Genomic DNA, 20381 nt, shown 5'->3' on the forward strand with positions numbered 1-20381 from the left:
TTTATTTAGTAAATGTACATATCAAAATACTAATATCTGCAAAAGTTTACCTCGTATTCTGAAAGAAATCTCCCGCCACAAGGTTGATGTCTTCATTGCTCAGCCTTTGTTTTCCCGAAGCTATTACTACCCTGTAGCGAAAGGTAACAGACTGTCCTTGTTTTAAAGCAAAATTCAGCGTTTCCTTTCCATTACTGAATGCTTTTTGTCCTAAGGGATTGGCCGCAAACAACCCGTAACCCCGTGCATGCCAATAGGTAGGGTAGCCCGGATTACGCGGATGGTCAATAATAACAATACTGGTAGTGTCATCCCCCTGTTTTCCGTACAACATGCACCATTGCGCCCTGGTGCCCCATGCGGCATCGCCTTCCTTACCTTCGCTTGTAATATAATTTCCGGATGGAACTCCGTCTGCACTGCCCTCTACTACAGTTACATTTCCTTTATCGTCTTTAAATTCCTTCTTCTCTTTAGACGGCAGTTCCAACTCATGGGCCAAACGCAGGCCCAGCATCCCATCTTTTACATCCGGCATGTTTACATCCTGTGCTGCAGTAAGCGTAGTTACCCGGTCTATTATTCTTTTGTTTTCATCCGCTCTGAAAAAATAAGTAGTGGTTTCATTCAGCAATACCTGGTTTTTCTGATTTTCCCAGGTCGCCTGCATCTTTAATTCCCCTTTTTTGCCACTTTTGGTTTTAACGATCTTCTTTGTTTTTATCCAGCCGTATTTGCTTTTTTTATCTTCTGGGATCGCATAAGAATTATTCCAGAAATCAAGGCCGTTCACGCTTTCATAGTTCAGCCATAAGCCAGTATGATGAGGGTGGTCTGTAGGTTCATCTTTGCGTGGTGCAAAAGGAAAGCCGCGGGTAATCAACTGTCCATCGGGCGCATATATAGGATACAAAAAGGGTTTTTCGAGCGTGTCGGTATACACCAGTTCCGAAAAAGGTTTGCCATCGGCGGTGATGGTCACTTTTTTTGATGCATCAACCGGCGTTACTTCTATATTATATACCTGTAACTTGCTTTTGGAAGTTTGCCCGTAAGCCGTTACAGTAAAAATACAGCCCAGCACCAGCATCAATTGCCCTAAAAAAAAGGAATTTCTTTTTTCCATAATTAAACATTTATAAATTAGTATCCGTTAAACAAATGCTTCTCATTACCAGACAACATTGGTTACGGGTGCTGCAAAATACTATAATCTGATTTGTTTACAGCCTGTAAAAGATAAAACTACTATTCTTTCACTTAAATTTATTCATCAAAGGATCGCATATGAAAAATTCACGCAGGGAGTTCATTAAAAAAGGTTCAATGGCAGGTTTGGCCACTTATATAGGCACCATGGGGCTCAGCGCTAAAAGCTATCGTAATATCATAGGCGCAAATGATAGGGTGAACGTGGGCGTTATCGGCTTTTCCGACAGGTTCAGAGGTTCCTTATTACCCTCATTCGTTAAACTGCATAAAGAACTAAACTTTGATATGGTTGCCGTATCGGATATATGGAAAAAGAGACGGGAGGACGGGCAAGCCTATCTTAAACAGCAACTGGAGCACGACATTACTGCCTGTGTGAATAATGAGGCCTTATACGATTTGAAAAATATTGATGCTGTTTTTATCAGTACTGCAGATTTTCAGCATGCCCTGCATACCGTTGAAGCCGTAAAAGCCGGCAAAGACACGTATACTGAAAAACCGTTGGCCGAAACCATGGAAGATGCAAGAGCAGTGCTAAAAGCGGTGAAAGACAGTGGAAAAATTGTTCAGATCGGCTCCCAAAGAAGAAGCGGGGCCACATACAAAGCCGCGTATGATTTTATACAACAGGGAAAGTTTGGCCCCATTGTAATGGTGGAACTCATATGGAATGTAAACCAGCCCGGGCGCTGGCGCAGACCTTCGCTGGTTCCGCAATTGAGGGAAGAAGATACAGACTGGAAACGTTTTTTGCTGAACCGTCCTTTCGAAAAATTCGACCCCAGGAAATACCTTGAGTTTCGTTTATTTTGGCCTTATTCTTCCGGTATCCCCGGACAATGGATGTGCCACCAGATTGATACGGTACATTGGTTCGCCAACCTGCCGCATCCACGCAGCGCAGCCGTTAATGGTGGTATTTATGCCTGGAAAGACGGCAGAAAGAATGCGGATACTTTAACTGCCGTTTTTGACTACGGACCGATTAATGATCCATCTAAAGGATTCCAGGTAATTTTTAGTTCGCGTATGACCAATGCAGCCGGAGATGTTAAAGAGATTTATTATTCCAATGGCGGCACCCTCAACTTAGATACCAACCAAATTAGTCCTGAAGGCGGATTAAATGAAAATCATGCAAAAGCCATGGGAATGAAGGCCAATCTTTTGCCTTCCGTTTCGCTGAATGACATGGCGACGAAAGTAACCACCGATGCCAATACCGGCAGCGATGACCTAACGCTATCGCATGTACGCAACTGGATGGACTGCGTGCGCAGCCGCAAGCAGCCAAATGCACCGATAGAAGCCGGCTATAACCATGCCATTGCGGTTATCATGTCAAATGCGGCTTACCGCACAGGGCAAAAGGTTACATTCGATGAAAAAACACAGGAAGTGATGGCAGGAGGAAAGGTATTTAAATATTAATCGAACGGGGGATCCGGATGGTAGTAGTAATAGGCACGCATGACAACAGTACATTAGTATATAATATAAAACAAAAGGTCAGGAATACCACCCCTGACCTTTTTGTTTTGCGTTTTATCGCTCTACAATGATCTGCTAAGAAAAGACCGTTTTTATTTCTTTTAAAATGCGGTCGCGCTCCTCATCCGTTAAATTAGAACCGGAGGGCAAACACAATCCGTCCTTAAATAGATTTTCTGCTGTTCCATCGCCATAAAAAGGAGCATCTTTAAAAACAGGCTGACAATGCATAGGTTTCCACAATGGACGGCTCTCAATATTTACTTTATCCAAAGCCAGTCTAAGCATTTCCCGGGTGATAGCAGGATGTTTAATCAGTGCAGTAGTAAGCCAGTGATTGGAGTAATATCCTTCAGGATCTTTTAAAAACTGTATAGCATCTATATCGGCCAAAGCTTTATTATACCATTCAAAATTAGCCCTCCGTTGCGAAACGCGTTCCTGCAAAACCTCCATTTGTCCACGCCCGATGCCAGCACATATATTACTCATCCTGTAGTTGTAACCAATGTGAGAATGCTGATAATGGGGTGCAGCATCACGTGCCTGTGTAGAAAGAAAGCGGGCCTTTTCCGCCAGTTCAGGTTGATGTGCAACCATTGCTCCTCCTCCGGAGGTTGTAATGATTTTATTTCCGTTGAATGACAACACTGAGATTACACCGTATGTACCACATTTTTTCCCATTTATATGGCTTCCCAATGCCTCTGCTGCATCTTCGAGTACAGGAATTTCGTACTGGTTGGCAATTGCCATAATCTCATTCATTTTTGCAGGCATACCATATAAATGAACGGGAATAATAGCTTTTGGCTTCTTCCCTTTGGCAACCCTGTCTTTGATCGCTTTTTCCAAAAATTCAGGAGACATATTCCAGGTGTCGGATTCGCTGTCAATAAAAACAGGCGTTGCACCCTGGTATGCAATAGGGTTAGCAGATGCCGAAAAAGTCATACTCTGGCAGATCACTTCATCGCCAGGCTTAACATCAAGTAATATCAAGCCCAAATGAATGGCAGCAGTGCCGGAGCTTAATGCCGCTACATGAATATTATTTTCATTTTCAGCTAAAAGGAACCGGGCGATATCTTTTTCAAGTCCGTTTACATGCGGGCCAAGGGGAGCCACCCAGTTTGTATCAAAAGCTTCATTTACAAATTTCCTTTCATTACCACCCATATGGGGCGAAGAGAGCCATATTTTTGAATGCATAGATAAAATATTCCTGATGTATTATTTTGTGTTTTAAATAATGTCTATTATTCTTTTTTTTGCTTAATAATTCTTGCAGGCACTCCAACGGCAGTAATGTTTTCAGGCATATCTTTTATTACCATAGACATGCCTCCAATGATGGAACCTTTGCCAATATGAACATTTTGTTTTGTAGCTGCATTGATTCCAATATTAACACATTCTTCAAGATGTGTAAATCCTGCAAGACAAACACCTGGTGCAAGCGTTGAAAATCTTGAAAGTTGGGAATCATGCCCGAGGCTGCAATTTTTATTTACCAATACAAAGTCTCCAATTCTAACATGATAATCAATCGTTACACCGGGATATATAACAGCACCGTCTCCAATCGTCACTTCATTTGATATCCATGCATCTTTTGAGACCAGGGCAGGAAAAGTAATATTGGGTGATTTAATTCTTTCTTTTACATTTTTTTTCATAACAGGATCAGCGATGCCTATAACCACAGCTATTTTTTGGTTTTCATTTTCGAGCAGGCCAATATCGCCTAAAACCGGATAGCCAAAAAAAAATTTTCCATGCTTTTGGGAATCATCATCAAGAAATCCTTGTATCTCAAAATTCTCCTTATTAAAGTTATCAAAGTTATATGCAACAAATCCTCCAACATTTCCGCAACCCACTATAAATAGTTTTAGCTTATTCATTTTTCAGTCATTTTTGTTAGTACAGCGTTATAAATATTTCAATAGATCTTCTTTTAATCCTTCTTTTACAGGAAGTTGCCACAAGACCCGCCCCCAGTCATGATTCCCTTCAATTAAAATAGATTTCTCATTCGTTATTGCCACATCCCATCCAACAGATTTGGTTTGAGGTATGGATAAGGCAGCTTTTGATACCATTTCAATGCATTCCTTCCAATGTGGAATAAGAAACCCCTTTATCTCTACACCAGTTACAGGATGAATAAAAACATCAGGCTTTGTAATATCACCATACACACCCGGGCCTGATACTATACCTTTTTCTATATCAACCGGAGCTGCAAAATTACCGGCTGTGAGGTTATCTATATTCGAATTCACACTTACACGAAGCCGTGCAGCTATAACAGTTACTCCCCCATCATGTAATTGGGTTATAACTCTTATTGTATTTAATGCAGAAGGGGAAAGTTGCATAAGATTATCATGCTGTAATACAAATTTTTCAATAAGATCAAATCCTTTTTTCCGCATCAATTGTAAAACTTCAGAAACAGACGTATTCCTGGATTCCAGAATCATTATACCTCTCCCTGCTTTACTTTTTGATTTTTTCAAAACTACTTTATACGGCTCGCCACTTATTATCTCGCCTGCAAGTGAAGCATCCTTTGTTATCATTTCCAATGTCCCCCATTTCCTTCCGGAGAGTGCATTAAAATGGTTTAAAAATTTTATTTTATCTTCAAGAATATCACGGTACCTGGGGGGATTCATTTGTAATTGGTACTCATACATAAAACCTGTACCCGCATACTTTTGTTTTTGGGACTCATTCTGTTCATAAAACCGAAGCTGAAAATAATCCATCAATGATATATTATATTTCATTGACGAAACAAAAACCTCTTTGTATAAATTAATGGATGATATTGCCTTCTTTTCCTTCACATAGGAAAAATATTTGAAAAATTGCACTCTTGGTGTTTCAAGAATATAATAAATAAGGTATATCAATCTATTTTTTATCACTTTAATTAATTTCGAATTATTCAAAGAGTGGAGTTATTGACAACATGCATTTCTGAAAAATTAATTTGTATAAGACTCAGATTCTGAGGAATCCACGGGAGTTCCTTTAAACCTTTGCATAGGTATGCCCTCTTCTGCATTAATACCTTCACTTTTCAAAACTTTAAATATTGTCAATACAATAATTTTAATATCCAATAAAAAAGAGCAGTGTTCAACATACCATACATCATATTCAAATTTCTGTTCCCAACTAATTGCATTTCGTCCATTTACCTGTGCCCAACCAGTAATACCGGGCCTTATTTCATGGCGACGCCTTTGTATCTCATTATACAGAGGTAAATAAGATAATAGCAGGGGTCTGGGTCCAATAAGACTCATATCTCCTTTAATAACATTCAAAAGTTGAGGAATTTCATCAAGCGACAGTTTCCTTACAAACCTTCCGATCCTGGTCATTCGCAAATTGTCGGGCAATAACTTTCCATCAGCATCCCTTTCATCAGTCATCGTCTTAAACTTAATAACTTTCAATATGCGCTCACCTTTACCAGGTCTTTCCTGAAAGAAAAACGGCTTACCTCGGTTTACAATAAAAAGCAATATTGTTATTATGACAAAAAAGGGGAAAGCGATAATAAAAACTACAGTCGCAATCAAGAAATCAAAATATCTTTTAAAAAAAGACCTATACATATATACATAACAGATTAAAACAGTATAATGTTGCCCCGGGATTGATTTATAAAAGCAAAAATATTATTGCAGAAAAAATCAGAAACGAAGTACAGCGCCCCCCCACGAATACCCCACTCCAAAGCCTGCCACAAGCACCTTTGAACCTATTTTAATTTTTCCTTCAAGCAAAGCCTGTTTCATGGCAATAGGGATAGTTGATGAAACCGTATTGCCACAATGTTCCATAGCTATAAAAAAATTTTCCTGAGGAATTTTGATCTTTTTACGAAGATACTCAAGCATGAATCTATTTGCCTGATGGAAGATAAATAAATCAATATCTTCCTGTTGTAATTGGTTTTTTTGAAGAATTTGTCTTACGAGAGCGGGCACAGACTCCAATGTAAAATTAAAAATTTCGGACCCATTCATGTAAAGATAATTATCATTAAAAAGATTACCGTCTTTATCAGATTGTAAAGATTGATCTGCGGTTTTTGCATATCGGATAGCACCATTTTTTACAATCAGGTTTTTTGCCCCTTTTCCATCTGTACCTAATGCTATTTTTCCTATAGCGGCTCCTCCCGGACTAGCTGATACCCATATTGCAGCTGCTGCATCACCAAAAATTGATCTGTTCCCTTTGTCATCAGGATGCAAAAAACGACTATATGTTTCTGCAGTAACCAAAAGTACATTGCTGATATCTCCGGACCCTATTAATCCTTTTGCAAGACTAAGCCCGTATACGAAGCCTGAGCAACCCTGATTAATGTCTATAGCGCCTGCTGTTGAAGGCAATTGCAGTCTTTCATGTACAAGACAAGCTGTAGTAGGCAAAAAATAGTCAGGACTTTGAGTACACAATATTAAATAATCAACTTCAGATGTCTGTAGATTGTGCTCTTTAAAAAGATTTTGAGATGCAGATACAGCTAAATCAGATGTGAACTCATCTTCCGCCACAATCCTTCGGGTGGATATACCTACCTTTTGCATTATTTTATCTACACTCCATTCAGGAAAAGCTTTACTAAGCTGTTCATTGGTTAAAGAGGCAGCAGGCAGATAATACGAGATGCCCGATATATATGCAAATGAATGGCCTGACATTTATTTATTCTTCCTTTATATTTCAATTAATTCGGGAACAACAATATTATTAAACTGAGCATAAGCAGTTCCCCACGACAAGCCAACCCCAAAACCGCAAAGTAGCAGCCTGTTCTTTTTTTGCTGTAAATCATTTCTCATCTCTGTAACCATTGTAAGTGGAATTGATGCAGAACTTGTATTTCCAAAATGTTTAAGCGAGTAAGGAACTTTGTTTTCCGGAAGGCTTAATTTCTTCCTGATCTTTTCATTCATCATTTTATTTGCCTGATGAAATACAGCGTAGTCAATATCATCATTGGTAATGGCAAGATGTTCCATCAATTTTTTGCAGGTTTTTGGCGCTTCACTAATGCCAAAGGAAAAAACGTCAAACCCGTCAAGATGTAAACTATTGGGCGATCTTACCAACCCGTCATCGTTGGTGTAGTCCACCAGTGATTTTTCTGAAAACCGATTGCGAAAACCTCCTTCAGGAACAATAATAGCTTTATATCCTGAGCCATCGGTAGCCATATGAAAATGCACCCCTTCCGATTTTTCATCATACTCAAGGATCGTGGCAGCCCCGGCATCCCCAAATAACATACTGCTGCTTTTATCCTTAGGATTAGGGATTTTTGAAGCAGTGTCGCCCACTAATAAAAGTCCTTTTTTAATTTGCCCGGAAGAAAGATAAGAAGCGATCAGGTTTAATCCATACACATAGCCGCTGCATCCCAATGGCACATCAAAAGCCAGCGTTTCCTTACTTAACTGCAACCTGTCCTGGATAATACAGGCTGTATTGGGTAAAAAATAATAATCGGGAGATTGTGAAACAAATACGAGAATACCAATATCGTTTTTATCGGTATGCAATTCTTCCAGTAGTTTTTCGGCCGCTGCAACACACAAATCCGAAGTGCATATTTCTTTTCCCGACATCCTAAGCTCCTCTACCCCCACATTGCTGATAAATGCATTGATATCATTAAGTGCAAAATGGGCATTGCCCATATTCTTCACTACATTTTTAGGCACACATGCGCTAACACCTTTTATTGTAACGTATTTATTATGAAGTAAAGCCATAAAAATGAAATTAATCAAGAAGCTTATACCTACCGCCATCAAGGGTAAGTGATTGACCTGTCATCCATTTGGAAGCATCCGAGAGCAAAAAAATAGCCGCATTTGCCACATCTTCCGGAGTACCATAGCCTAAGGGATATTGTTTCCTGTCTTTTTCAACGGCTTCACTTGAAAGCATATCTTCCATTTCCGAAGCCATTGCAGTTTGCACCATACCCGGCTCTATAGTGTTCACTCTTATTTTTTGTGATGAAAGCTCATTGGCAATAACCCTGCTGGCAGCAGACATCGCACCTTTGCTTCCGGTATACAATAACGACGACTTGGTTCCTATTTGTTGTGCTACAGAAGAAATCAATACAATGGACGAGTCTGCGTTTCTCTTCAGCTTTTTATGCCGGGTAATCTGGGCAAGCAAAAGAACCATTGAAAAGTAATTAACATTCATTACCTCTTCCAAGACTTGCCGCTTAATGAATTTCAATGGCGATAATTTTGTTATTCCGGCAGCGTACACAAGCCCGTTTATTTCTGGTATTTCGGCAATTATTTTCTCAATACCGGTATCTACAGATAAATCTGCATTTATAAAAGATGCTCTTGTTTCGCCCAATTCCTTTACCATTGCGCTCAAACGGTCTGTTCTTCGGGCTACGCCAATTACTTCCCCTCCGGAAGCCACAACAGATTTACAAATATTTAATCCGATGCCCGAGGAAGCGCCTGTCACAAGAATTTTTTTGCCCTGCAGGGAGAAAGGTGTCTTTTCGGTCATCTGCAATCAGTTTCTCAATTAAAATGGTGTGAGCTACTTTGCGTTTATCCGTTCAAACAATTGCTCAATAGTATTGGCTTCTCTCAAATCTGCACCCGTTATTTTTTTATTGTAATTCTCGTCTACCATTGCGATAATCATTAGCGCAACCATAGAGCTCCATTCATCTATCTCCTTAAACCTGGCGTCCATAGTAATAGCAGAGGGATCGGTTTCATCAAATTGCTCTGCAAAAGATTGTAAAAACTGATTTTTATCCATATTAATTAGCTTAAATATTGAAATTGCCCGGTATTTTCTTAAAGTTAGTTTACTATCTAAGAAATGATATTTCGGTTTTTAATAAAATCTCATACGCCTGTAGACATCGCAGGCACACCCAGATAATGTCCGTCATCCTTAATACTTTTAAACAAAATTGACATTGGCGCTATAACATTCCTGCTTCCCACTTTTTTATATTGTAAAATCCCAGAATTCATGCCAAAATCATTTTGATCACCAACTTCCACCCCTCCTGAAATAAGAGTAGCAGTAGCAAATGTATTATAATTACCAATGATAGTATCGTGTCCTATTCGTACTCCCGCATTAAAAACATTGTAATTACCAATTTTATTATCTGCTGAGAGCGATGAATAAGGCTGAATGATATTACCTATACCGATACTAAGTGATTCAAAATGTAAAAACTGGCAGGAGGGATGGAAAAGATTGGGAAAATCCAGTTTATCAGAATGGAGTTTTTTTAATATCGAGATGATATTATAAGATTTGCCAGCCGCCACTATTACATCAATTGTTTCATCTATATGATTCAAATCATTCATGTTGCCAAGTACCTGGAAATCCATAAAAAGTTTTCCTTTAGGAACATTATCATCAAAAAAACCTATGAATTCCCATTTATCCTCTATTTTATTAATATCGTTAATTGTCAAATAAATCTCTTTTGAGAATCCACCGGCTCCGGCAATAGCAATTTTCCTCATCTTTAATTTTGTTTAGTTCTCGTAATCATAGAAAGGAGAAGGACAAAGGCCCTCTATCTGGAGGAAAGATTGTTTTTTCCTCCAGAAAATCGTTCAACCAGAAGTTTCCCCCAACTGATGAATTGGCGAAATTGAATATTGCCCGGGAAGAGTAAGTAAGAATACCAACCGGCCACCTTCCAATTGTGAGAAGCAATTTGCCATGCCCACTTAAATTTTCCTTTAATGAAGTATTCTAAAACCTGGCGATGCAAAAATCTTCTATAGTATTTTTTCTGGTCTTCATCTTTGTAACTTTCAGGTGGGATGTTATAGAGCCATAGTACTTGCGGCTTGTGCACCGCTGCCATCGCGCTATTCTCTGCATCCAGCCTATACCACACCTTAACTTCCGGGGTTGCGGCTATACAGGCTGCCCTGCCCAACCTCGCCCACATATCATAATCTTCTCCCCGGCGAATGGTTGTATTAAAATATCCGACCTTCGTAAACGTGCTTTTTTTCACACATATTGACGAAGAGTGCATCACTGGCCCTTTGTACACCTGCTTAAAGAAATCCCGGATTATACCACGCTTATTGGCGCCAAACACATTTAATGTAGCATTACTATATTTACAGGCATAACCAGTTGCATAACAATCTGCATCCGGATAATCAGTAATTAATCCCTTTATCGTTTCCAAAAAATCTGGTTCCCAATGGTCGTCCGCATCCAGGAACGCAATATAGTCATGCCGGGCGAGCATAATACCTTCATTTCGACTACTTGATATGCCACCATTAGGTTTGTCCACTATCCTGATTCTACTATCATGTATGCCAGCCACAATTTCGCGGCTTGTATCGGTAGATCCATCATTTATAACCAATAATTCAAAATCTGTAACCGTTTGTGCTACAACCGACCTGATGGTATTTTTAATGCTCTTTTCCTTATTGTACAGAGGTATTACAACCGAAATCTTCATTATAAATTATATTTTATATATCATTAAAGGACACAGCTTCGCCTCCTGAGCCCCAAATCAGATATGTACAAGGAAAACATACTTAACGTATTGGTATCTAAAAAATGATGTTGTTTTCTGCTTTAATTTTATTATTTCCAATCAAATAGAGTTTTTGTAGGATATCTTGACTATGTTTATTTCTTTATTTAAAAACCCAAAGGTTTAATAAATGCAAATTTATTGCCCAATATCATTCTTTTTATATTATCGGCTTATATTATTTTTTGTAAACCAATGCCATACGGTTTTTTTATACTATCCTTTTTCTTTCTTCTTTGTTTATCGTGTGTTTTTTAAAAAACAAATTCTTCCATACTGTTTTCTTTCTATAATATTGATATATAATAAATTCTGATCAATAATAATATAGGGTTTAAAAAGTAGCTCTATCTTTGCGCCTCTGATAATGTAATATAACCAGTATCCATATGGGTTAAATGCAAAACACATTTTTTTGAAGCCTTCCTGCCAGGATCGCCTAAAAAAGAAAAGCCTGCTCTGTCATTTTCCACTTATTTTCCTATACCCCTTAAAAAGATATGGGTATATACCACATATTGATGCTAAACCTGCGTTATTGCTCTGAATACCAGTAACATTAAAATGGGGCTGAGTGGGCGAAGCTTTGTAATTATTGCCACGATGAGAGCAATATTTTTAATTAAAAAGCATAGCATTGCTACTGCTTTCGTGCTTTTTAACTATATTAAGTCCATTAAATATGCATTTATCTATGTATAAATTACGATTCCTCTTCTTTTTTATTTCAGTTGTTCTGCTATTGTTCAGTTCCTGCCGTACAGGTAAGGAGTTGGCATTATTCCAGGATCTGAACTCCGAACAGGATGCCAAAGTACAGCAGGTAAGAACAGCCGCTTTTGATCCCCTGCGCCTGCAGCCCGACGACCAGTTGCAGATCGTTATCAGCAGCATCAGTCCTGAGGCATCTCAACTGTTCAACCTCATGGGGTCGGCTGTTATTACAGGCAATAACAATACACAAAACATGCAGAGTGTTTACTCCGTATCTCCATCCGGCAATATTACTATCCCCGTAGTCGGGGATGTAAAAGTGGCAGGGCTTACCACCGATGAAGCTAAAGCTCAAATCAAAGAAGTGGTAAGTGAATACTTAAAAGACGCTGTTATAAGCGTTACCCTCATCAATTTTCGTGTTACGGTAATGGGTGAGGTTACCCGCCCATCCACCTTCCAGGTAGCCGGGGAAAAGATCAACGTGCTCCAGGCCATTGGCATGGCCGGTGACCTTACTGTATTCGCCAAAAGAACGAATATAAAGGTCATCCGTAAAGTTGCCGACAAAGTGGAAGTAGCCCACCTTAACCTTAATAACAGCAGCGTTATGCGTTCCCCATATTATAACCTCCGTCAAAATGATGTGGTGCTCGTAGAACCCGGTAAACGGAAAGGATTGCAGGCCGAAGGTTTAAACATTATTGTGCCCGCGGCTACCAGCATCCTTTCTTTGATCATCGTGGCTATTACCCGTTTCCGTTAAGTCTCTCTTTATTTACGCTATCTAAATCATATTGGCTGTGCAAAATAATACCCATCTTCCCCCTGTACTCCAAAGTAACCTGCCCGAAGAGTCTGCAGACATCAGGCAGTTGTTGTTTAAAATCCTGCGCAACTGGCCATGGATCGTATTATCGCTCATAACAACCATTACCGCCGCATGGCTCTATAACCGCTATGCCGAGCCCGTATACAAGGCTACGGCATCCATCATGATCAAGGATGAAAAAAAAGGTGGCGCCGGGCTGCTGGACAATCCACTGCTTGAAGAACTGAATCTCGGCGGAAGCGGTAAGCTTATTGACAATGAAATTGAAGTGCTCAAAAGTTATGATCTCATGGAGGATGTGGTGCGTAAGCAGCAATTGTTCCTTGACATCAAAAGCAGGGGCAATCTTACCAACAGGTCCGTTTTTGGTAAAGAGGTTCCGCTCATTATACGGGTTGCCAACCCTGATACCATTACCCTGCCTCTGCAATGGAGCATCGCCAGGCAACCCAACGGTAAATGGAATTTAAACTATGGCGGACACAATCAAGGGCTTTCCCTTACCAGGGGCAGATGGTACAGCATTAACGGACTGCTCTTCCAGGCAACAGATAATCCTGCTTTTTTGATCCATGCCGACAGTGTAAGCCGGGTCAGTGAATATCTACTGCATTTTAGCCCTGTAAAAACTACCGTTACCAATTATTCAAAAGCATTAATTATACAAGCTGTTAGTAAAACCGCCTCTATCATCGGCATGGAACTTACTGATTATAATGATGCCAGGGCTCAGGCTGCTTTGGGCACCCTTATTGATATTTATAACCGCCAGGCTCTCGAAGATAAAAACAAGGTAACCACCAATACCCTGGAGTTCTTAAACGACAGGCTGGCAATCATAGAAAAAGAATTACGTACCGTAGAAGGACAGGTAGAACGCTTTAAAAGCAGTAACCGCATCACCGATGTATCGGCAGAAGCACAGCAATACCTGGACCAGGCAAAGCAGGTTGACCTCCAAAAAGCGGAACAACAAACCCAGTTAAGTATTCTTGAATCCCTGGAAAGTAATCTGAAAGCCAACCAGGACAATCCCAAACTTGTACCCTCCGGATCGGGAATCGCTGAACCCTCCCTGGCTGAAATGATACAGGCTCACAATCGCCTGGTACTCGAAAAAGAGCGCCAGGCTGAAAGGCTGGGACCTAAGAATCCTATACCTGTTGACCTCGGTAACCAGATCGTTAACCTCAGGGCAAGCCTGCTCGCTAATATCGGAAACCTCAAACAGGCTTACCGCATTGCTTTAAACGACATTACCAGCAAGGATGCTGAACTTAATGCCCGCATAAGAAATATACCGCAAATACAAAAAAACCTCGTGCAGATACAGCGCGACCAGTCCGTAAAAGAACAGCTTTACTTTTTACTCCTGCAAAAAAGAGAAGAGTCTGCCATCACCCTGGCTTCTACCACCCCTGATTCCAGGAGTATTGAAAAACCCAGGGGAACCGGCATTGTTAGCCCTAAGAAGGCCCTTATATTGGCCATCGCCTTTTTATTGGGCTTACTTATTCCCGTTGGCATTATTTACCTCATTAATTACTTCAACAATAAAATTGAAAGCAAAGATGAAGTAGAGCAAAAATGTAAAGCCCCCGTACTCGGAGAGATATCCTACGTGAAAAAAGATGCCTCTCCCATTGTGGTGCAAAAAGGAAGCCGCTCCATTGTCGCCGAACAGTTCAGGGTGATCAGAACCAATATCAGCTTTGCCAGACCAGGGCATTCCCCCAGGATCATCCTGGTTACCTCACACCGGCCCGAAGAAGGCAAGTCGTTTACCAGCCTTAACCTTGCTGCCAGTTATGCCCTCCTTAATAAAAAAGTGGTGGTGCTTGAATTTGATTTGCGTAAACCCAGGCTCAGCGCAGCCCTCAATATCCATTCCGAAGCGGGCATCAGTAATTACCTGGCAGGAAGCACCTCTGCCATTGATGACATTCTGCATGAAGTGCCCGGATTTGAACAACGGTTCTGGCTCCTGCCTACAGGTCCCATTCCGCCCAATCCCGCTGAGCTTATCCTGGGAGATAATATGAAACAGCTTATGGAGCAACTCAATAAAAAGTTCGATTATATTATATTGGATACACCCCCTTACGGACTCGTTACCGACTCCTCGCTGCTGGGTGCTCATGCAGACATCAGCATCGTAGTGCTCAGGCAGGGATTTACTTTTAACTGGGTACTGCAGGAACTCAATAAAAAACTCACAGACAATCCCGCTCAACCCCTCTATACCGTTATTAACAGGGTAGGTGAAAAAAAACAATACGGAAGCTATAAACGTTACGGATACGGGTACTCAGAATATTTTGACACCCCGGTCAAAAAGAAAAATTGGTGGCGAAAATAAGTGGAAATAAAACAGATATTAAATTCATTAACGCTGAAACAGCATGTTTAAAAAGTTCTTTTCCTATGCGGGCATAGAAGGGTTCGCCAAAGGATTGAACTGGTTAACTATTGCGCTTCTGCCTCTTTTTTTGACTACAGAAGAATATGGTACAGTAGGATTATTGGTCGCCATTGAAGGCATAATGAATACTGTTTTAACATTGGGACAGGGAAGAGCCATCCTGCGGCATACCATTACCTTCAAAGAAAAAATGCTACCATATGCATTGCAGTTAAACATATTGTCAGTATTGGGCCTTTTTCTTATATGCGTCATTATTTCTTTGTTCAGAGAAGAGATCATGGGCATTAATTTTATTCCTCACTTTTTTATACTGTTTATAAGTTTATTAATTTACAACCTTTCAGGGTTAATGATTTCACATGCACTCGCAACCGATAACCCGGTGTTTTTCAGAAAATCAAGATTATGGTATGCTGTCACCAAATTGCTGGCTGTTATTGGTATATGCTTTTATACAGGTAGCGGCCTCGGCTATATTTACGGATCCCTGGTAGCGGGCATTATATTTATTTCCCTATTTTATAAAGACATATTTTATCATTTTAATTTCAAAAAAATATTTGTTTTTGATAAAAACCTTAAATTTTTATTTGTTTTTGGTTTGCCACTGATATTTCATGCATTAAGTGGTAACATTCTAAGTTATGCTGATCGCTTCTTTGTGGAAGGGTACTTAAACAAAAGCCAACTCGGCATATACACTTTTGCATATTCCCTGGGAAGCAGTATCTTTTTCTTTTATGGATCAGTGGCTACTTATTTTGAACCATTGGTTTACAAATTTTCCGCAGACAAGGAAAAGTATCATACAATTCTCAAATTCTATTTAACCTTCGTGTTAATGTGCGCATCACTTTTTAGTATTGCTATTTTGATCGGCACCAGGTATTTCGCATTTCATCTTATCTCTGAAGATTACATATCGGGATTTACCGTTTTACCAATTATTTTGGGTGCGCATTTGATGATGCCTTTTTATCACATCAGCAATTACGAACTTACCGTATTAAATAAAACTGCTTTCATAGCTTTTTCTACTATTGGTTCAGCCATTTTAAATATATTGTTGAATATCTTTTTTATTCCCAAATGGGGAATTACAGGAGCAGCTTTTAGCACCTTTTTTACCTATATTTTTTTAGCGTTAGCGGGTAATGCCTGGGCAATAAAAGCTTCAGGTATCTCCAGAAATTATCTGAAATATACTGCCATGCTATTTCTTTTTGTTAACACCGCAGTAATATATGCAAACTTTATGATTAGTGAATTATGGTTGGCAAGCGGAGGTTTATTTGCATTGTTCATTGTACTTTCTGTTTTAAGCATTAAACAGATTCCCACTTTAAAAATGGCAGTAAATACATTATAAACGGACAGGATATTTTAAGAACCGAAGAAAATAGCATCTTCAATAGCATAATACATCAATGGGGAGCAGATACATATTTACAGCCGCATTTTTAAACTTCATAGGATACTATGTATGCCTGATGCTGCTTTTTTATATGGGTTTCGGGGCTTTGTCATTAAGCGTTTCTATTCCCCTGCGATTACTAATACTGGCATGTTTAACTGTTTTTTTTTTACAAAACACCAGGTTAAAGGCAAAATCTGAAACATATATTTTCCTGTTTTTTTCACTGATTTACTTAGCCAGGATCTTTAGCGATGCTTTGAAAGGACTGCCTTACTATTTAGGAACATCAAGGCTGTTACTCTATTATTTATCATTTGACATGATCCCTTTTTTATTGCTAAGCAATATAAAATTTAAGGCGGCCGATTATAATATCATCAGAAAAGGGATTCTACTCTCCGGTTTTCTCTTTGCCATTCTGGCTATCATTTTTTTCAGAAATTATATTGGAACAGTCGGACGTCTTACTTCAGAAACAGCAGATATTGAAATGCTTTCTCCCTTAGCATTGTCTTATTGCTCTTCACTTACAATAGGAATTGCAGTAAGTTACTGGATAGAAAATGTAATATCCTTAAGGCAGAAATTGTTCTTTTTGCTTTTAATTGGACTATCCGTTACTCCATTTTTTCTTGGTTCTTCGCGAGGGTCACTCATTGCTTTAATTTTACCATTCATTTTTATCTTAATCATAAAAAAAAATGTATTTACCAATTTTCGTACGATGTTGATGCTGGTAATAGGATTGATTGGAATTGTTTATTTTTCCGACAAATTTGGAAGCAGTTTAATTGAAAGGTTTACCAGTACAAGTTCGGATATAGCCGAAGGAAATGAATCAGCCGTAAGAACAATTATGTGGCAAAATGCCTTTAATCAGTTTACCAATAACCCCGTGATGGGAGACAGGCTAAAGCTGGATGGCTTTAATATTTACCCGCATAATATTCTATTTGAAATATTGCAATGCACAGGCTTTCTCGGGTTTATTCCCTTTTCTATTTTACTCATCATAATATTTATGAAATCATTTAAAATTTTAAAATACACCCCGCAATATTCATGGATCAGCATCCTTTTTATTCAGTGCTTTGCACAAAACATGTTTAGCGGAAGTATTTCTTCAGCCAGTTGGCTTATGATGTCTATGGCTATAGTTGCAGCTTTCGCAAGAAGTGAAAATGAAATTTTTTCGAAAGCAACGGTTTTAAAAAAAATAAAATAAATGTCGCAAGTGAATGCATTGCCTGATTTCAATCCAAACACCGTTCATATAACTTCATTCAATAACATAATTCCAATCACTTCTTTTAAACTTTATATGCAGAAAAATTTAAAAATTGATATTATAGCAGGTGCCAGACCAAATTTCATGAAAATTGCACCTATTATAGAAGCGATCAAAAGGAATCAGCAAACCGGGGCTGATATTCGATACAGGCTCGTTCACACAGGCCAGCACTACGATAAAAATATGAGTGACAGCTTTTTTGAGCAATTGGGTATCCCGCATCCTGATGTAAACTTAGGCGCCGGCGGGGGAACACAAGCAGAGCAAACAGCCAATATTATGATTGGTTATGAAAAGCTATTGCTACAGGAAAAATCCGATCTCTGTCTTGTAGTAGGCGATGTTACTTCTACCATGGCTTGTGCCATTGTTGCACAAAAGCTGCATGTAAAAGTAGGACACGTTGAAGCGGGCATCCGCTCAGGCGACTGGTCAATGCCTGAAGAAATTAACCGCATGGTAACAGACAGCATTACCAATTACTTTTTCACAACCACTACAATTGCAAATGACAATTTGAAAAAAAATGGTATTGAGGATGACCGTATTTATCTTGTAGGCAATACCATGATAGATACATTGTTAAAAAACAGGGAACGCTTTCAACAACCTTCTATTTGGAAAGAGATAGGATTGGAAAGGGGTCAATATATGGTTATGACATTGCACCGCCCGGCAAATGTTGATGAAGAAAAAAAGTTGAAAGAATTAATGAATGAAATCATTACGCATTCCAGGGGATTACCATTGATCTTTCCAGTACATCCCAGAACAGCAAAAATCCTTCAAAACATGGGAATTCAGCACCCATCGTTGCACATGATCGAACCTTTGGGTTATTTAGAGTTTAACTACCTGGTGGAAAAAGCAAAAGCCGTAATAACAGATTCAGGCGGGATAACTGAAGAGACGACTGTAATGGGCGTACCTTGCATGACATTAAGAGACAATACCGAAAGACCTGAAACGATTACGTTAGGAACGAATGAATTGATCGGAACTGACCCGAAAGCAATAAAACCGGCTATGGAAAAATTATTCGGGGGAAATTGGAAAAAAGGAAGTATTCCTGATTTATGGGATGGCCATGCCGCTGAAAGAATAATAAAACATCTTTTATCGTTAAACCGTTTATGAGAAATAAAAAAGTGCTTATAATCTATAATAAGGTCTGGTCTTACAGGCTTAAGATTTTTGATATTTTAAATCAGCACTACGACCTGACGGTTGCTTATTCCGATAAAAGTTTTGTAGACAAAAAATTTGATTTCAAAACAGTATATACACCAGGCTATGACATTGGCCCCCTGTTTTTTCATAAGACCAATTTAAAAAAATTAGCCGGGGATTATGATGTTGTCATTGCAATATCCAATGTCAGGTGGATATCCTTAATGCTTTTATCATTGAGAAGAAGGAAATTTAAATTTATATTGTGGGGCATTGGCGTATCCGCCAGTTATGAAAACAAGCTGGATTCAAAGACTACCTGGGACAGGGTTCGGTTCTTCTTTGCAAAAAAGGCAGATGCTATACTATTTTACAGCAATTATCCTATCAAAAAATATATCGAAAACGGAATTGAGTCCAAAAAGCTATTCGTTGCCAATAATACGGTTGCTATTGATGAACATTTTAATCTGGTTAAAACAGAAAATTCAAAAACCGACTTTTTATTCATTGGTACATTATATCCTCAAAAGGGCATTGATATATTACTGAATGCATACATTGAACTAAACAAAACCATTGCACTTCCCACTTTACAAATCATAGGGGCAGGCCCCATGGAAAGCACGCTAAAAGAACGGATTGAGGTGAACAAATTACAGGATAAAGTAATTCTTCATGGAGCCATTTATGATCAAAAAATACTAATAAACTTCTTTTCAAAAAGCCTGGTTTGTATTTCTCCTACACAGGCAGGGCTTTCCGTATTGATGAGTATGGGCTATGGTGTGCCCTTTCTGACAAGCTTTGATGCAATAACAGGGGGTGAGATTTTTAATATAAAAAAAGATGAGAATGGATTTATCTATAACGGAACTGAAGAAGATTTAAAAAAGACAATTATCTGGATCATTAACAATCGGGATAAAGTTTTGGCCATGGGCAGAAATGCTAAGGCGCATTATGATCAGTTTAGAAAGCCTTCTGATATGGCAAATGCTATTAAAGATTCCATAGAATATGTACTTAATAAATAAGAAGGAATGCTTTGTCATTGCCAAAGCTTTATACTTCTGCATTAACATATCTCATAATCAGATAATGAATGTGTAGCCTGATCAAAAATTATTTTAGTCTTAATCGTCTGAAAAAACAATATCAGAACAAAAAAATATCTATTTTGATGTTCTACGATAA

Annotated in this window: 18 protein-coding genes; 7 read left to right on the plus strand and 11 right to left on the minus strand. The window is 39.0% G+C overall.

All coding sequences use genetic code 11. The features are described from left to right. Positions 1–46: 46 nt before the first annotated feature. The gene (locus FRX45_RS01390) at positions 47–1126 is read right to left on the minus strand and encodes a DUF6807 domain-containing protein (protein WP_226804834.1); all 1080 of its coding nucleotides are present in this window, start codon (positions 1124–1126) and stop codon (positions 47–49) included. 161 nt (positions 1127–1287) lie between these two features. Here FRX45_RS01390 and FRX45_RS01395 point away from each other — a divergent pair, with 161 nt between their 5' ends. Then, positions 1288–2646 (plus strand): Gfo/Idh/MocA family protein, encoded by a 1359-nt coding sequence (locus FRX45_RS01395; RefSeq protein WP_152266597.1) that lies wholly within the window; start codon positions 1288–1290, stop codon positions 2644–2646. 135 nt (positions 2647–2781) lie between these two features. Here FRX45_RS01395 and FRX45_RS01400 read toward each other — a convergent pair whose 3' ends face one another. The 10 genes from FRX45_RS01400 to FRX45_RS01445 form a co-directional block, all read right to left on the minus strand. After that, positions 2782–3918 carry a DegT/DnrJ/EryC1/StrS family aminotransferase gene (locus FRX45_RS01400; RefSeq protein WP_152266598.1) on the minus strand — a complete coding sequence of 379 codons (1137 nt, stop codon included), beginning with the start codon at positions 3916–3918 and terminating at the stop codon, positions 2782–2784. 47 nt (positions 3919–3965) lie between these two features. Further along, positions 3966–4613 carry a NeuD/PglB/VioB family sugar acetyltransferase gene (locus FRX45_RS01405; protein ID WP_152266599.1) on the minus strand — a complete coding sequence of 216 codons (648 nt, stop codon included), beginning with the start codon at positions 4611–4613 and terminating at the stop codon, positions 3966–3968. A 27-nt stretch (positions 4614–4640) separates the two neighbouring features. Then, positions 4641–5504, minus strand: coding sequence for a sugar-transfer associated ATP-grasp domain-containing protein (locus FRX45_RS01410; RefSeq protein WP_193311545.1), 864 nt, complete (start codon positions 5502–5504; stop codon positions 4641–4643). Between the two features lie 201 nt (positions 5505–5705). Then, the gene (locus FRX45_RS01415; RefSeq protein WP_152266601.1) at positions 5706–6344 is read right to left on the minus strand and encodes a sugar transferase; all 639 of its coding nucleotides are present in this window, start codon (positions 6342–6344) and stop codon (positions 5706–5708) included. A gap of 78 nt (positions 6345–6422) precedes the next feature. Beyond that, positions 6423–7442: a 3-oxoacyl-ACP synthase III family protein gene (locus FRX45_RS01420; RefSeq protein ID WP_152266602.1), complete on the minus strand. Its 1020-nt coding sequence runs from the start codon at positions 7440–7442 to the stop codon at positions 6423–6425. Between the two features lie 15 nt (positions 7443–7457). Then, positions 7458–8516: a 3-oxoacyl-ACP synthase III family protein gene (locus FRX45_RS01425; RefSeq protein ID WP_152266603.1), complete on the minus strand. Its 1059-nt coding sequence runs from the start codon at positions 8514–8516 to the stop codon at positions 7458–7460. Positions 8517–8526: 10 nt separating this feature from the next. Beyond that, positions 8527–9291: an SDR family NAD(P)-dependent oxidoreductase gene (locus FRX45_RS01430; protein WP_152266604.1), complete on the minus strand. Its 765-nt coding sequence runs from the start codon at positions 9289–9291 to the stop codon at positions 8527–8529. 33 nt (positions 9292–9324) lie between these two features. Further along, complete coding sequence (locus FRX45_RS01435; RefSeq protein WP_152266605.1) at positions 9325–9552, minus strand: acyl carrier protein; 228 nt, start codon at positions 9550–9552, stop codon at positions 9325–9327. A gap of 89 nt (positions 9553–9641) precedes the next feature. Continuing rightward, positions 9642–10283, minus strand: a complete 642-nt coding sequence (locus tag FRX45_RS01440; protein WP_152266606.1) for a PglD-related sugar-binding protein — start codon at positions 10281–10283, stop codon at positions 9642–9644. Between the two features lie 53 nt (positions 10284–10336). Further along, entirely contained in the window at positions 10337–11254 is a 918-nt protein-coding gene (locus FRX45_RS01445; RefSeq protein WP_152266607.1) for a glycosyltransferase family 2 protein, read from the minus strand. Positions 11255–12029: 775 nt separating this feature from the next. On the opposite strand from FRX45_RS01445, the gene FRX45_RS01450 reads away from it, so the two are divergent. From FRX45_RS01450 to FRX45_RS01475, 6 genes are all read left to right on the plus strand, one after another. After that, the gene (locus FRX45_RS01450) at positions 12030–12815 is read left to right on the plus strand and encodes a polysaccharide biosynthesis/export family protein (protein ID WP_193311546.1); all 786 of its coding nucleotides are present in this window, start codon (positions 12030–12032) and stop codon (positions 12813–12815) included. Between the two features lie 37 nt (positions 12816–12852). Further along, the gene (locus FRX45_RS01455) at positions 12853–15240 is read left to right on the plus strand and encodes a GumC family protein (protein WP_152266609.1); all 2388 of its coding nucleotides are present in this window, start codon (positions 12853–12855) and stop codon (positions 15238–15240) included. Positions 15241–15283: 43 nt separating this feature from the next. Next, positions 15284–16675: an oligosaccharide flippase family protein gene (locus FRX45_RS01460; RefSeq protein ID WP_152266610.1), complete on the plus strand. Its 1392-nt coding sequence runs from the start codon at positions 15284–15286 to the stop codon at positions 16673–16675. 58 nt (positions 16676–16733) lie between these two features. Then, positions 16734–17948: an O-antigen ligase family protein gene (locus FRX45_RS01465; RefSeq protein ID WP_152266611.1), complete on the plus strand. Its 1215-nt coding sequence runs from the start codon at positions 16734–16736 to the stop codon at positions 17946–17948. Positions 17949–18044: 96 nt separating this feature from the next. After that, complete coding sequence (gene wecB / locus FRX45_RS01470) at positions 18045–19151, plus strand: non-hydrolyzing UDP-N-acetylglucosamine 2-epimerase (protein WP_152266612.1); 1107 nt, start codon at positions 18045–18047, stop codon at positions 19149–19151. Then, positions 19148–20221 carry a glycosyltransferase family 4 protein gene (locus FRX45_RS01475; RefSeq protein WP_152266613.1) on the plus strand — a complete coding sequence of 358 codons (1074 nt, stop codon included), beginning with the start codon at positions 19148–19150 and terminating at the stop codon, positions 20219–20221. Before wecB ends, FRX45_RS01475 begins: the two co-directional genes overlap by 4 nt. Positions 20222–20381: the final 160 nt, after the last annotated feature.

It is taken from the genome of Agriterribacter humi, from assembly GCF_009192765.1.
Lineage (GTDB): Bacteria > Bacteroidota > Bacteroidia > Chitinophagales > Chitinophagaceae > Agriterribacter > Agriterribacter humi.